Source organism: Frankia sp. CcWB2, assembly GCF_977927585.1.
The window spans coordinates 26,556-41,168 of record NZ_CDWRCM010000004.1 but is presented as its reverse complement, the minus strand read 5'-3'; the positions used below and the strand labels follow the sequence as shown (position 1 = coordinate 41,168).

The following is a 14,613-nucleotide window of genomic DNA, read 5'->3' as shown; positions in this document are numbered from 1 at the left end:
GACCACCCTGCTCGAACTCGAATCCGAGTCGACTCAGCCGCCAGGTTGGGCGGAACCGGCGGACGACGATCTCTCGGAGGACAACTCCGGTTTCCCACCGGGGCTCGGACTCGCCCTCATCGAGGGACTCGTCGACGAGATCGAGATCAGGCGCGGCCCCGACGGCGTGGGTACGGTTGTCGCGATGACCTGGCACACCGGCGCCACATCGGATCCCTGCGAATCCGCGGTGTAGGACCTCTCCGGTCTCCCTGCCTGGGCCTGGCGACTGTTCCAGCCTCCGACCGTGCCGCCATGTGCCCCGCGCCAGGTTCCGAAGGCGGGGCACCTAGAACCTGACATTGAGGTGGAGCCACGGCGCCAGTCTGCCATGTCAGCAATAGCACAAGTGATCTTTTTACACCGAATATTCCCGAATCGACCCGTTTCCGGATTATCGCCAGGGCGGTGAGAGGTACCCGAGAGCACGCGACCCGGGCCGCCGCTACCGAAAAACGAGCGCACGTCACAGACGTGTGGATAGACTCCGCCGCATCTCATGGACGGCTGATCCAACCATCCGTGATTCCCTTGGTGCTCCCCGCGAGACCGGTCAGATGTCTAGAAATGGGAAGAATCGGCCGATCTCGCCCAAAGCGTCGCCGGATGCGGCGCGTGACCGTGACCGTCTCGATGCCGTGGCGACCGCCGTGAGGGCGCCCAAGAGCACCGGCACCCTCACGGAGGGCGCACAGAGCAGACCGGGAGGAGCCATGTCCTCGATCCAAGCCCTACAGGCCGAGGGTGCTGGAATTGACCTTAGCGGCAGAGCCCTCGGACTGGTCGCCGGTGTGGCGATAGTCGCAGCCCTCGCATTGCTTGTTGCCGGTTATCTGGTTCGTGAGGTATTGGCGGCGAGTCCGGGCACCCCGAGGATGGTGGAGGTCGGCCGGGCGGTCCAGGAGGGCGCCGAAGCCTATCTCAGACGGCAGTTCACCACACTCGCGGGATTCGTCGTCGTCATCCCCTTCGTACTACTGCTCCTGCCAGCCGAGAACACTGGAGCAAAGATCGGTCGGTCGATCTTCTTCGTGGTCGGTGCGATCTTCTCCGCGTTGGTCGGATCCGTCGGGATGTCGCTGGCGACCCGGGCCAACACCCGCACCGCGGCCGCCGCCATGACCCGAGGGGAACGAGCCGCCGTCCGCATCGCCTTCCGCACCGGCGGGGTGGTGGGGATGTTCACCGTCGGTCTCGGGCTCCTGGGGGCGGCGGCTGTGGTCCTCGTCTTCCGGGACACCGCCCCCCAGGTCCTGGAGGGATTCGGATTCGGCGCCGCTCTGCTCGCGATGTTCATGCGAGTAGGCGGAGGGATCTTCACCAAGGCCGCCGATGTCGGGGCGGACCTGGTTGGCAAGGTGGAACAGGGGATTCCCGAGGATGATCCCCGCAACGCCGCGACGATCGCCGACAACGTCGGCGACAACGTCGGCGACTGCGCCGGCATGGCCGCCGACCTGTTCGAATCCTATGCGGTGACGCTCGTCGCGGCACTGATTCTCGGGGTCGAGGCGTTCGGCGAACGCGGCCTGGTGTTCCCCTTGCTCATCCCAGCGGTCGGGGTTGTGACCGCGGTCATCGGAATCTTCGCGGTGTCGCCGCGGGCCGGTGACCGCACCGGAATGTCCGCCATCAACCGGGGTTTCTTCATCTCCGCGGTGGTGTCCGCGGTCGGCATCGTCGCCGTCTCGCTGCTCTACCTCCCGGCGAGCTTCGCCGATTTCCCCGGGATGCAGGGGAGCACCCAGTCTGGCAATCCACGAGTGATCGCGATCGGCGCGGTCCTGATCGGGATCGTGCTCGCCGCCGCCATCCAGCTGCTCACCGGGTATTTCACCGAGACCGGCCGGCGGCCGGTGCAGGACATCGCAAAGGCGTCGCTCACCGGACCGGCCACCAACATCCTCGCCGGAATCGGGGTAGGTCTGGAGTCGGCGGTCTATTCTTCGCTTCTCATCGGTGCCGCGGTCTTCGGCGCCTACCTGCTCGGCTCCGGCAGCGTCACGATCGCGCTGTTCGCGGTGGCGCTGGCGGGGACCGGTCTGCTGACGACGGTGGGTGTCATCGTCTCGATGGACACCTTCGGGCCGGTGAGCGACAACGCGCAGGGCATCGCCGAGATGTCCGGCGACATGGACGAGGCGGGCGCAGCCATCCTCACCTCGCTCGACGCCGTCGGCAACACCACCAAGGCGATCACGAAGGGCATCGCGATCGCCACCGCGGTGCTCGCCGCCTCCGCGCTGTTCGGCTCGTTCACCGACACCGTGACGACGGCTCTCCGCGACGCCGGATCGCTGCCCGAGGCGGGTCGGGGCATCGTTGGCGGCCTGAACATCGCCTACCCCGACGCGCTGGTCGGGCTCACCATAGGGGCATCCGTGGTCTTCCTGTTCTCCGGGCTCGCGATCAATGCGGTGGGCCGCGCGGCCGGGCGGGTCGTCCTGGAGGTGCGCAACCAGTTCCGGTCCAGGCCTGGAATCATGACCGGCGACGAGAAGCCGGATTACAGTACGGTCGTCGACATCTGCACCCGCGATTCGCTCCGTGAACTGATTACACCGGGGACGCTGGCGGTTCTCGCCCCGATCGCGGTCGGTTTCGGCCTGGGATACCCGCCGCTCGGCGCGTTCCTCGGCGGCGCCATCGCCGCCGGCGTGCTGATGGCCGTGTTCCTCGCGAACTCCGGCGGGGCCTGGGATAACGCGAAGAAGATGGTCGAGGACGGCAACCACGGCGGAAAGGGTTCGGAGGTCCACGCGGCCACGGTGATCGGCGATACCGTGGGAGATCCATTCAAGGACACCGCCGGCCCTTCGATCAACCCACTGCTCAAGGTGATGAATCTGGTCAGCCTGTTGATCGCTCCGACAGTCGTGAAGTACTCGGTGGGCGCGGACGAGAACACGGGGCTGCGCATCGGTGTCGCCCTCGCCGCCCTCGCCGCCATCGCCGCCGTGATCATCATCTCCAAGCGACGGAGCTCAATGATCAACGATGTGCCCGCTATGACACAATCGACACCGACCCTCAGCGAGAAGATCAACGCCTGACCCACATCGTTCCGTCACCGCCGACCCCCGCGGCTCGCACGAGGCCACGCGGGTCGGCGGCGCTGTTTCGCACCGATGGAACCTCGGGAACCGGTGGAACCTCGGGATGCGGGATCGGCACCGCCCGTGGGCCGGGTGATGCGCCGGCGGACCATCCGCGCCACCCACATCGGATCGGAGAAGCAGTGGGTGAGCGTCGGGCTACGGTCGCCATACCGGGACGGGAGGATCCGCGAGACGGAATGGCGGCGTACGGTGCTGCGAGGCACCGCTCTCACTCCGACGGCCGCCACCCGCACGACCACCGTCCGCCGGACACCCGTACCGCCCCCGCCAGATCCAGTAACGCGCTCCGCCTCCGCAACATCCGCCATGTTCGAGACCTACGCTCCGTAGAAGCAACCTACGCTTTCGCCCCACAGAGCACTAAAACGAGCACGTCGCACCGAGGAGAGAAGTGCCAGCGCGCACGAAGACGACGACACGGGCGACCGCGCGGTCATCCGCACCGGTCGCCGAGCCCACCGAGGCCGGGCTCCCGCCGGAGACCGGCTCGAGCGAGGCATCCGCCGACGTACCCGTCGGCGCCACCAGCCGGACGGCAAACAGCAGGACGGCGAACGGGCGAACGGGGACTGGCCATTCGGAGAACGGCTCAGGCGGGGCCAGCGGCGCCCACGGCAGCCGCGCCACCGGCTCCGGCCGGGGCCCGGGCAACCGCCTGGTGATCGTGGAGTCGCCGGCGAAGGCGAAGACGATCGCCGGCTATCTCGGTCCGGGGTGGCAGGTCGAATCCAGCATCGGGCACATCCGTGACCTCCCGCGCAGTGCCGCCGATGTCCCGGCCGCGCACAAGGGCAAGCCGTGGGCTCGGCTCGGCGTCGACGTCGACAACGACTTCGAACCGCTCTACATCGTGACGCCGGACAAGAAACCGCAGGTCAGCAAGCTCAAGGCGCTCGTGAAAGACGCCAGCGAGCTCTACCTCGCGACGGATGAGGACCGCGAGGGCGAGGCCATCGCCTGGCATCTGCTCCAGACGCTGAAGCCGACGGTGCCGGTCAAGCGGATGGTGTTCCACGAGATCACCCCCCAGGCGATCCAGCGGGCCGTCGACAATCCGCGCGAGATCGACAAGAACCTGGTCCACGCTCAGGAAACGCGTCGCATCCTGGACCGCCTCTACGGCTACGAAGTCTCTCCCGTACTGTGGAAGAAGGTCATGCCGAGGCTGTCGGCGGGCCGGGTCCAGAGCGTGGCGACCCGCATCCTGGTGGAGCGGGAACGTGCCCGGATGCGGTTCCGCTCGGCAGAGTACTGGAACATCGAGGGCCTGTTCGGGACGACCGTCGCCCGCCAGGCGTGGTCGGACGCGGACGGCACACCGGGGTCCGGGCCGGGCGGACCCGGCACCGGATCCGCCCGCGGCGACGGGGTCGAGAAGGCCCCGCTCCCGGCGACCCTGGTCGCCCTGCACGGCAACCGGATCGCGACGGGCCGTGACTTCTCCCCGACGGGGCAACTCGTCTCCTCCGGGGTGACGCGGCTGGACGAGGCCGCCGCCCGGTCGCTGGCCGAGCGGCTCGCCGACGCCGCATTCACGGTGCGCTCGGTGGAGACCAAGCCCTACCGCCGTTCGCCGTACCCGCCCTTCATGACCTCGACGTTGCAGCAGGAGGCCGGCCGTAAACTGCGTTTCTCCAGCCAGCGCACGATGCAGGTGGCGCAGCGGCTGTACGAGAACGGCTACATCACCTACATGCGGACGGACTCGACGAACCTGTCCGAGACCGCCCTGACCGCGGCCCGCGCGCAGGCGGCGAGCCTGTACGGGCCGGAGTACGTGCCGGCACGCCCCCGCACGTACGCCAAGAAGGTCAAGAACGCGCAGGAGGCCCACGAGGCCATCCGACCCGCCGGGGACCACTTCCGGACCCCGGGTGAGGTTCGTGGCGAGCTCGACGTCGACTCCTACCGGCTCTACGAACTGATCTGGCAGCGGACGGTGGCCAGCCAGATGGCGGACGCCCGCGGCACGAGCGCCACGATCCGGCTCGGCGCGACCTCGTCCGCCGGGGAGGACGCCGAGTTCTCGGCATCGGGGAAGGTCATCACCTTCCCCGGCTTCCTGCGCGCCTACGTCGAGGGCGCCGACGATCCAGACGCGGAGCTGGAGGACCGGGAGCGGCGGCTGCCGGACGTACGCCAAGGCGACCCACTGACCACCCGCTCGCTGACCCCCCGCGGGCACACCACCAGCCCGCCGGCGCGCTTCACCGAGGCCAGCCTGGTCAAGACGCTCGAGGAGCTCGGGATCGGTCGGCCGTCCACCTACGCCTCGATCATCGGCACCATCCAGGACCGCGGCTACGTGTGGAAGAAGGGCTCGGCCCTGGTGCCGAGCTTCGTCGCGTTCGCTGTCGTCGGCCTGTTGGAGGACCACTTCACCCGGCTGGTCGACTACCGGTTCACCGCGACGATGGAGGACGACCTCGACGACATCGCCGCCGGCACGGCCGCCCCGACCGACTGGTTGACCCGCTTCTACTTCGGAACCGGCGACGGCACCGACCCGGCCGCCGACGGACTGAAGCATCTGGTCAATAAGCGGCTCGGAGAGATCGACGCCCGCGAGGTGAACTCGATCCCCCTCGGCGAGACCGACGACGGCACCCTGCTGGTCGTCCGGGTGGGCCGCTACGGCCCCTACGTCCAGCACGGGGAACGCCGTGCCAGCGTGCCGGACGATCTCGCACCGGACGAACTCACCGTCGGCAAGGCGCTGGAGCTGCTGGCCGCGCCCAGTGGCGACCGGGTGCTGGGAATCGACCCGGCGTCGGGGGCGACCATCACGGCGAAGGCGGGTCGCTTCGGCCCCTACGTCACCACCGACACCGACCCGCCGCGCACGTCCAGTCTGCTGCGTGGCATGTCGTTGGAGACGCTGACCCTCGACGACGCCGTGCGGTTGCTCACCCTTCCGCGCATTCTGGGTGCGGGGGAGGACGGGGAGGAGGTCACCGCCCAGAATGGCCGCTATGGCCCATATGTGAAGAAAGGCACCGAAAGTCGGTCGTTGGAATCCGAGGATCAGTTGTTCACCGTGACCCTGGACGAGGCCTTGGTGCTGCTCTCCCAGCCCAAGGCCCGCGGTCGGCGCCAGGCCGCGCAGAGCCCGCCGCTGCGAGAGCTCGGGACCGACCCGGCCAGCGGCAAGCCGATGGTGGTGCGGGATGGCCGGTTCGGCCCCTACGTCACCGACGGTGAGACCAACGCCAGTCTGCGCAAGGGTGACACGGTCGAGACGATCACCGATGAGCGTGCCGCGGAGCTGCTGGCAGACCGTCGGGCCCGCGGACCGGCCACCGCGAAGCGTTCTGCCCGGGGCACCGCGAAAGCCGGCACCGCCAAGACCGGCACCGGCACCGCGAAGACCGGCCCGAAAACCACCAAGGCCAAGCCGGGTACGGCGAAGACCGGCACCGCGAAGACCGGCACCGCCAGGTCCAAGACCGCCCAGACGGTGACGGACGACGGCGATGGCTCCGATGGCTCCGGTAGCTCGTCGTCCAGTGGCACCCGCCGGACGGACTGATGGCGCTGCCGATCGGTAGGAGCCCTGGAGAACCTGGAGAAGCGGACGCGCCCCGGGTGGTTTCCGAGGTCACGGCGTTCACTGTCGGCGACTTGGAGTCCACATCTGGTGACACAGGGCCGTCCGATGTGACCGGCAGGTCCACCACCCCGGTCGAGACGTCCGGAGGAGACCCTGTGGCCACCGACCATGCAGCCGGGCATCGGGACGCCGGGCGGCGCCCACCCCGGCCCGTCCGGCGACCGCGGGCCCACCGCTCGCCGAGCAGGCATCCGGTGACGACGGTTCCCTCACCGCCGCTGCCGTCCGCCATCGCCGCCGGAGGCGACAGCGACATCCGTGCCGTCCTGCGGATCCCCGCGTTCCGCCGGATGTGGATTCAGCTCAGCCTGTCCAGCCTGGGTGACTGGATGGGTCTGCTGGCAACCACCGCACTGGTGACCCAGCTCCAGGAGAGCTTCTCCGGGCAGGCGTACGCCATCGGCTCGCTGCTGATCGTCCGGTTGATGCCGGCCCTGATCCTGGGCCCACTCGCCGGTGCCCTCGCCGACAGGCTAGACCGCCGGCTGACCATGGTCGTGACGGACGTCATGCGGTTCGGGCTGTTCATGTCGATCCCGATCATCGGAACGCTCGAGTGGCTGCTCATCGCCTCGTTCCTGGTGGAGGCGGTCACCCTGGTGTGGGCGCCGGCGAAGGACGCAAGCGTCCCGCACCTGGTCCCCAAGAAGCAGCTCGCAGCCGCCAACACCCTCAGCCTGATCATGACTTACGGCACGGCCCCGATCGCCGCGACGATCTTCACGATGCTTGCGACGATCTCACGGACGCTCGGCTCCAGCGTGTCGTTCTTCCATGACTCCTCGCTCGACCTCGCGTTGTACTTCAATGCGGCGACGTTCCTCGGCTCGGCAATCGTGATCTGGGGACTGAAGGGCATCGGACGGGCCGCGCGGCCGGAGACCGGCCCCGAGCCCGGGTTCCTGGCCTCCATCACCGAGGGATGGCGCTACGTCGGCCAGGACAAACTGGTCCGCGGACTCGTCGTGGGCATCCTGGGCGGGTTCGCCGGCGCCGGCTGCGTCATCGCCCTCGGCCGGCTCTACGTGGAGATCTTGGGCGGCGGCGACTCCGCGTACGGGGTGCTCTTCGGCGCGGTGTTCGTCGGCCTCGCCGCCGGCATGGCCGCCGGTCCCAGGCTGCTCGGCGACTACAGTCGGACTCGCCTGTTCGGCGTCTGCGTGACCGGGGCGGGTATCACCCTGGTGATCGTCGCGATCATCCCGAACCTGGTCATCGCCTGCATCCTCGTGGTCGCGGTGGGGGCGTTCGCCGGCGTGGCCTGGGTGACCGGATACACCCTGCTCCAAGCCGAGGTCTCCGACGAGCTGCGGGGGCGCACCTTCGCCCTGGTGCAGTCGCTGGTCCGCATCGACCTGCTGCTCGTGCTCGCCGCCGCGCCCGGGCTCGTTGGCCTCATCGGCTCGCACGAGATCCATCTGTGGGGCGACATCAACGTCCGCGCGGACGGCGTCACCGCGGTCCTGCTCGCCGGCGGGCTGCTCGCCGTCGCGGTCGGCCTGTTCGCCTATCGGCAGATGGACGACCCGACCGGAGCCGCGGTCTGGCCCGAGCTGTGGAACGCGCTGCGCGGCCGGCAGCCGGCGGCCGTACGTCCCCGCCACGCCGGCCTGTTCATCGCGATCGAGGGCGTCGATGGCGCCGGCAAGAGCACCCAGGTGGAGCTGCTGCGGACGTGGCTCGCCTCCTCCGGCCGGGAGGTGGTGGTGACCTCCGAATCCGGCGGCACCGCGCTGGGAGCGGGCCTGCGGGAACTGCTCCTCGACCCGACGGTACGGCTGCACGCCCGGACCGAGGCGCTGCTGACCGCGGCGGACCGCGCTGAACACGTCGCGCGGGTGATCGAACCCGCGCTGGCCCGGGGAGCGATCGTCATCACCGATCGTTACGTCGACTCGTTCATCGCCTTCCAGAGCGTGAGCCGGGCCATCGGCACCGACGAGCTGTCCGTCCTCGCCCAGTGGGCGACGCACGCGCTGCTTCCCGACGTCACGGTCCTGTTGGATCTGCCGGCAGAGATCGTCCTGCGCCGCATGCGGATGGCCGCGTATCCCGGTCCGCCGCCGGGGCCGCCGGACGGCCCGGCCGAGGCGGACGACGCCGGGAAGTCGACCTTCCATGGCCGGGTACGCGAGGCGTTCCGCCGGCTGGCGCAGAAGGAGCCCGATCGTTATCTTCCGCTCGACGCGACGCGGTCACCGGAGGAGATCCACGCCGAGATCCGCTCGTTCATGGCCAGCCGCATCGATCGGCTGGCCGTCCCGCTCGGTGTGCTCTGACCGACGCGCTCCGGACCGACGCGCTCCGGACCGATGCGGCTTGGGGATGATGGCCCAGTGACGATCTGGGAGACGCTCGTCGGGCAGGACGCGGTGGTCGCGATGCTGAGCGCCGCGGCGTCCGCCGCGAGTGCCGGGCTCGCGAGTGGAGGCGGCGCGCCGGCCGCTGCCCGTGCCGGGATGACGCACTCGTGGCTGTTCACCGGACCCGCCGGGGCAGGTCACCAGGACGCGGCGCGTGCCTTCGCCGCAAGCCTCACCTGCGAGAACGAGCCGCCGGGCTGCGGCGAGTGCACCGGCTGCCACACCGTGCTCACCGACACGGCCACCGATCTGCGAACCGTGCAGCCGGAGGGGCTCTCGCTCGGCGTGAAGGACGTGCGCGCGCTGGTACGCGACGCTGCCAGCGCCCCGACGGCCGGCCGCTGGCGCATCCTGCTGATCACCGATGCGGACCGGCTCACCGAGGCCGCGGCGAACGCCCTGCTCAAGGCCCTCGAGGAGCCGGCGGATCGGGCGGTGTTCCTGCTCTGCGCCCCCTCCGTGGAGGACGTGCTGCCCACCATCCGTTCCCGCTGCCGGACGGTCGCGCTACGGCTGCCCTCGGCCGCGGACGTCCGCGACGCGCTGGTTCGCGAGGGAATCGACGAGCAGGTCGCCGAGACGGCGGCGCGAGCTTCCCAGGGCCATCTGGCCCTGGCGCGCCGGCTCGCCACGGATGAGCGGGTCCGGGCCAACCGGGCGGCGGTGTTGCGTATCCCGGCCCGGCTCGGCCAGGTCGGTGGCTGCCTGGCCGCGGCGGCCGATCTGGTGAACGCGGCGAACGCCGACGCGGAGGCCTCGAATGCGGAACGCGACGAGGTGGAGACCGAGGCGCTGAAGACCGCACTCGGCGTCGGTGCCACGGCGGTCGGCGGGAAGTCCAGGTCCGCGCGGGCCCCGAAGGCGGGGGCCAAGGGCCGGACGATGGTGGTGCGGGGTGCCGCGAGGGCGCTCAAGGAGCTGGAGCGAACCCAGAAGAGCCGAGGTCGCCGCACCGTCCTCGATGCACTGGACCGAGCCCTGGTGGACCTCGCGGGGCTGTACCGGGATGTCCTGGTCCAACAGCTCGGCGCCGGCGTCGACGCGATCAATCCTGATCACTGCGTCGAGGCCGCCGGATACGCCGCGGCCTCCACTCCGGAACAGACACTGCGCCGGCTGGAGGCCGTCCTCACGACCCGGGCGTCGCTGGCCAGGAATCCCGGTCTCGTCCCGCTGCTCGCGGTGGAGTCGCTCACCCTCGCACTACGCGACGCCTGACGACCGGCAACCCGCAATCCGCGACCCGCGACCGGCGGTGGGGACGAACCGGCGTAATGGCCTGTCTGGGCGGAAGGCCGGGCATATCCTGATCGCGACGCGGACATGCCGTTCGACCATGTCCGCCCGGGCGGGACCCGGCGGGCGGGCGCAGGGAGGTGACCGGTCGGATGCCGATGATGTGCGCGGTGGCGTTCTCCCCACGAGGCAAGCTCTACTATGCCGATCCTGGTTCCTGCAGCCCCCGGGTCGGCGACCGGGTGCTCGTCCCCAGCGAGGAGGGCCCCGAGGTCGCCACCTGCATGTGGGCGCCCCAGTGGGTCAGCGACGACATCGGCGACCTGCCGGTGCTCGTCGGGATGGCCGACGCGTCCGACATCCAGCGCGAGCAGGTCTCCCGGCGCCGGCGCGCCCGGGCGCGCGTCGCGGCCCGTCGCCTAGCCCGTGAGCATGACCTGCCGATAAAGATTGTCGACGTCGACCACGTGATGGCCACCGGCGGCTACACAGTCTACTTCAGCGCGGAGGGCCGCGTCGACTTCCGTGAGCTGGTACGGGATCTCAACCGGACGCTGGCGGCACGGGTCCAGCTACGGCAACTGTCCGCCCGCGACAGCGCCCGGGTTCAAGGCGGGATCGGTTCCTGCGGCCGCGACCTGTGCTGCGCTACTTTTCTCAACGACTTCGAGCCGGTGAGCCTGCGGATGGCCAAGGAGCAGAACCTCGCCCTCAATCCGATGCGCATCAGCGGGTCCTGCGGCCGGCTGATGTGCTGCCTGCGTTACGAACATCCCCTCTACGAGGAGTTCGCCGAAGCCGTGCCCGCGGTCGGAGACCGGGCGACGACCCCACACGGTGCGGGCCGGGTCGTGCGGCACGATGTTCCGCGCCAGCAGGTGGTCGTGGTTCTCGACGGCGGGGGCCGGACCTCGTGCGACCGCGCGGATGCCTGCGCCTCCCGGCAGGTCCACGACGCCGCCTACCCCGGCGGCCCAGCGGGATGCTCCCCCCCGGACAGCACCTCTACAGCCGGCGGGGATGCGACAGCCGGCGGGGAAACGACGGCCCGGCGGGGAGGACGTCACGGGTCGAAGCGGTAGCCCATCCCGCGCAGGGTCGTGACCAGCCGGCGCTGCGGTGGACGACCCTCGACCTTGGTTCGTACCCGCCGGACGTGCTCGGTGACGGTGGCGGGGTCCTGGAACCGCGTGCCCCACACCTGCTCGAGGAGTTCCTCCCGGCTGAAGACCCGCCGAGGATGCCGGGCGAGGAAGGCCAGCAGCTCGTACTCGCGCGCGGTCAGATCGATGCGCTCCCCGGCGACGGCGACCTCGCGGGCCCGCAGGTCGATGGAGACGTCTCCGTAGACGAGCGGGTCGCTGCCGTCCCCGGTGCGCTGCGGCGGCGGTTCCGCCGGCCGCCGGCGAAGCCGGGCACGCACCCTGGCCACCAGTTCTCGCAGCGAGTAGGGCTTCACGACGTAGTCGTCCGCGCCCAGCTCGAGGCCGACCACCCGGTCGACCTCCTCGGCCCGCCCGGTGAGCATGATCACCGGAACCTCGCTGGTCTGGCGGAGGTGGCTCAGGACGGCGAAGCCGTCCATCCTGGGCATCGCGACATCCAGCACCACCAGATCGATCTCGGTGGTCTGGAAGAGCCGAAGAGCGGCCTCGCCGTCCGCGGCCTCCAGCACCCGATAACCGAATCTCTCCAGACTGCGCGCAAGTGCTATGCGAGATGCCTCATCGTCCTCAGCGACGAGGAGCGAGGCTCCTCGCGTCGTCACTGCTGGTGCAGCGTCTCCGGCCCCGGTCATGGTGCGAAACCCTACGCATCCTCACCGGAACCACTGCGACCGGGGGTGGTGATTTACGGTGTTGCAGCATCCAAAGCTAGCTAAATGTGACATAAAGCGAATAATTTGCCGACTCAGGGCCATTTTGGCGACATAGCGCATCCCTCACCATGACAGCCCGAGACGGAGGCCTTCCAAACCGTGCCCGCCACTGGTGGCGTCACCGTGGAGGGCTGGGATCCGGGGCGACGGCGGGCATCTCGGCCCGCGCACAACCACCGGACCACCGCCGGGTCGAGCCCGCCCACGCATCTGGCATACTCGACCCGGGCCAGTGCGATCCTGGCCGTTCGCCGGAGTAGCTCAGTGGCAGAGCAATCGCCTCGTAAGCGATAGGTCGCGGGTTCAATCCCCGCCTCCGGCTCGCTCCCCCTCCCACCAGGGCATGGCCCAGTTAACAGGGATCATGGTCTCACAGCTCACCGGTCCATGACCTGTCAACTTGCATCGCTCCGGGCTCGTCCCGTGGGTTCCTGAACCTGTCCCACCCCGCTTGGGACGTGGGACAGGTCGTTACGGATACCACAAACCGGACGGAGGGATCAGGCCGACCTGGGTTCGGCCTCTTGGTCGTGCCCGTCCGCCTCCCCGGCCTCCGCCTCGCGCAGCCGCTTGATGGACGCCAGGATCTCCCGCTCAGCCTCCTTGCGGTCCACCCAGGAGGCGCCCTCCACCGACTTACCGGGCTCGAGGTCCTTGTAGACCTCGAAGAAGTGCTGGATCTCCAACCGGTCGAACTCCGGCAGGTGCCGCAGATCCCGCAGGTGCTCCTGCCGGACGTCGGCCACCGGCACGCAGAGAACCTTGTCGTCCGGGCCCTTCTCGTCGGTCATCTCGAACATGCCGATCGTCCGGCACCGCACCAGGCAGCCCGGGAACGTCGGCTCCTCCAGCAGGACGAGGGCGTCCAACGGATCACCGTCGCGCCCGAGGGTTCCCTCAATGAACCCGTAGTCCGACGGGTAGTGGGTGGAGGTGAACAGCATCCGGTCAAGCCGGATACGGCCGGTGTGGTGATCCATCTCGTACTTGTTGCGCTGCCCCTTGGGGATCTCGATGGTCACATCGAACTCAAGGTCCACTCCGCTCCCTGTCTCCTTCGTCTTCGCCCGGTCCGCACCGAGGCGATCGCCGTTTGTCACATGGTGCTCGTTCAAGCCGTGCCGTGCTCATGGCGCAGTACGTCGTGCTCGTGCCGTACGTCGTGCTCTGCCAGGCGGCGGATGTGCCCCGCCCGGGGCGCGGGCCACCCACTCCAGTGACCGCAACGAGGCATCACACCCACGACGGCGCACCTAGTGTCGCGGACGCCGCCTCCCACCCGAACCGCACCGTCGACACCACCACGTTTCCACCGCCGGATCTCCCGGGCACCGGAACCATGATGGCCACCGGCGACACGCCCGGTGGGGCGTTCTTCGTACCAGTGCCGCCCGCCGGCACGACACCTCTGGTATCCCGCCGCAAACCCTGGTGTCCTACCGCGGCGGGACACCGCCGGGCATGCCCGCGGCGACGGATCCGGGTTCACCCGGCGCGCCGTCGCCGACCGCCCGCTGGTTGCGTAGTGTCGGTTAGTGACGTCAGCCGCACCGGTCGCCCGGGTAGGGGGGCTCACCGCCCTGGCCGGCGCGCTGCTCGCCGGGTCCCTGTCCCTCGGTCCCACCACCGGGTCAGCCGCGGAGCTCGCCGGCAGCGGGTCCGACCGCGCGGGCACCGCGGTACTCGGCGGTCTCGATCCGGCCGCGCCGATCCCGCAGCCCGCGGCGGTGGCGGCCCGCCTCGCCGGTCCGCTGGGTGATCCCGTCCTGGCGCGGCCCGCGGCCTTCGTCGTCGACGCGCAGTCGGGTCGGGTGCTCCTTGACGTCCGGTCCCGCATCCCCGTGGCACCGGCCTCCACGTTGAAAACCGCGGTCGCCACCGCCGCGTTGACCACCTTCCCCGACGACCGGCTGCGGACCACGGTGGTCTACAGCCCGCCCGCGGGCGGGAACGCCCGCACATCAGGCGGAACACTGTGGCTCGTCGGCGGCGGGGATCCGACCCTGACCGCCTCCACCGCGCCCGACGGCTATCCGGCCCTGGCCCGGCTGAGCGATCTCGCCGCTCAGGTCCGGGCCGCGGGTATCACCTCGGCGGCTCGGGTGATCGGCGACGGAGGGCTGTTCGTCGGTCCGGACCGGGCGCCGGGATGGCGCGACAACTACGTGACCGACGGGGACGTCGCCCCGGTCTCGGCGCTGGAGGTCGACGCCGGACGGTCGGCACCGGGAGCCGCCGGACCGCGCAGCCCCACCCCGGCCGCCGCCGCGACCACGGCCTTCGCCGCGGCGCTCACGACCGCCGGAATATCCGTCGGATCGGTGGCCACCGGCCCGGCGGACCCGGCCGCGCAGCGGGTCGCGGCGG

9 protein-coding genes and 1 tRNA gene are annotated in these 14,613 nt (G+C 70.0%); 8 read left to right on the top strand and 2 right to left on the bottom strand.

Annotation, left to right across the window (positions count from 1 at the left end):
- The 6 genes from ACY45C_RS01405 to ACY45C_RS01380 all read left to right on the top strand — a co-directional run.
- Positions 1–235 (top strand): ATP-binding protein (locus tag ACY45C_RS01405; RefSeq protein ID WP_462185862.1); only part of this gene is annotated, 235 nt, incomplete at its 5' end.
- A gap of 517 nt (positions 236–752) precedes the next feature.
- Entirely contained in the window at positions 753–3,092 is a 2,340-nt protein-coding gene (locus ACY45C_RS01400) for a sodium-translocating pyrophosphatase (protein WP_462185861.1), read from the top strand.
- Positions 3,093–3,549: 457 nt separating this feature from the next.
- On the top strand, positions 3,550–6,687 hold the full coding sequence (gene topA, locus ACY45C_RS01395) for a type I DNA topoisomerase (protein WP_462185860.1): 3,138 nt from the start codon (positions 3,550–3,552) through the stop codon (positions 6,685–6,687).
- A 371-nt stretch (positions 6,688–7,058) separates the two neighbouring features.
- Entirely contained in the window at positions 7,059–9,047 is a 1,989-nt protein-coding gene (gene tmk / locus ACY45C_RS01390) for a dTMP kinase (protein WP_462185872.1), read from the top strand.
- Between the two features lie 57 nt (positions 9,048–9,104).
- On the top strand, positions 9,105–10,349 hold the full coding sequence (locus ACY45C_RS01385; protein ID WP_462185859.1) for a DNA polymerase III subunit delta': 1,245 nt from the start codon (positions 9,105–9,107) through the stop codon (positions 10,347–10,349).
- Between the two features lie 170 nt (positions 10,350–10,519).
- Positions 10,520–11,449, top strand: a complete 930-nt coding sequence (locus ACY45C_RS01380; RefSeq protein WP_462185871.1) for a PSP1 domain-containing protein — start codon at positions 10,520–10,522, stop codon at positions 11,447–11,449.
- On the opposite strand, the gene ACY45C_RS01375 is transcribed toward ACY45C_RS01380, so the two are convergent.
- Entirely contained in the window at positions 11,431–12,165 is a 735-nt protein-coding gene (locus tag ACY45C_RS01375) for a response regulator transcription factor (RefSeq protein WP_462185858.1), read from the bottom strand. The genes ACY45C_RS01380 and ACY45C_RS01375 overlap by 19 nt on opposite strands.
- Positions 12,166–12,496: 331 nt before the next feature.
- Between ACY45C_RS01375 and ACY45C_RS01370 the strand changes: the two genes are divergently transcribed.
- A tRNA-Thr gene (locus ACY45C_RS01370) sits at positions 12,497–12,568 on the top strand.
- Between the two features lie 178 nt (positions 12,569–12,746).
- Here ACY45C_RS01370 and ACY45C_RS01365 read toward each other — a convergent pair.
- Positions 12,747–13,286, bottom strand: coding sequence for an inorganic diphosphatase (locus ACY45C_RS01365; protein ID WP_462185870.1), 540 nt, complete (start codon positions 13,284–13,286; stop codon positions 12,747–12,749).
- Between the two features lie 495 nt (positions 13,287–13,781).
- Here ACY45C_RS01365 and ACY45C_RS01360 point away from each other — a divergent pair.
- Positions 13,782–14,613 (top strand): D-alanyl-D-alanine carboxypeptidase (locus ACY45C_RS01360; RefSeq protein WP_462185857.1); only part of this gene is annotated, 832 nt, incomplete at its 3' end.

Excerpts from the sequence above, each read along its gene's own strand:
- ACY45C_RS01400 (WP_462185861.1), top strand. The coding sequence starts at position 753 with ATGTCCTCGATCCAAGCCCTACAGGCCGAGGGTGCTGGAATTGACCTT.
- ACY45C_RS01375 (WP_462185858.1), bottom strand. The coding sequence starts at position 12,165 with ATGACCGGGGCCGGAGACGCTGCACCAGCAGTGACGACGCGAGGAGCC.
- tmk (WP_462185872.1), top strand. The coding sequence starts at position 7,059 with ATGTGGATTCAGCTCAGCCTGTCCAGCCTGGGTGACTGGATGGGTCTG.
- ACY45C_RS01380 (WP_462185871.1), top strand. The coding sequence starts at position 10,520 with ATGCCGATGATGTGCGCGGTGGCGTTCTCCCCACGAGGCAAGCTCTAC.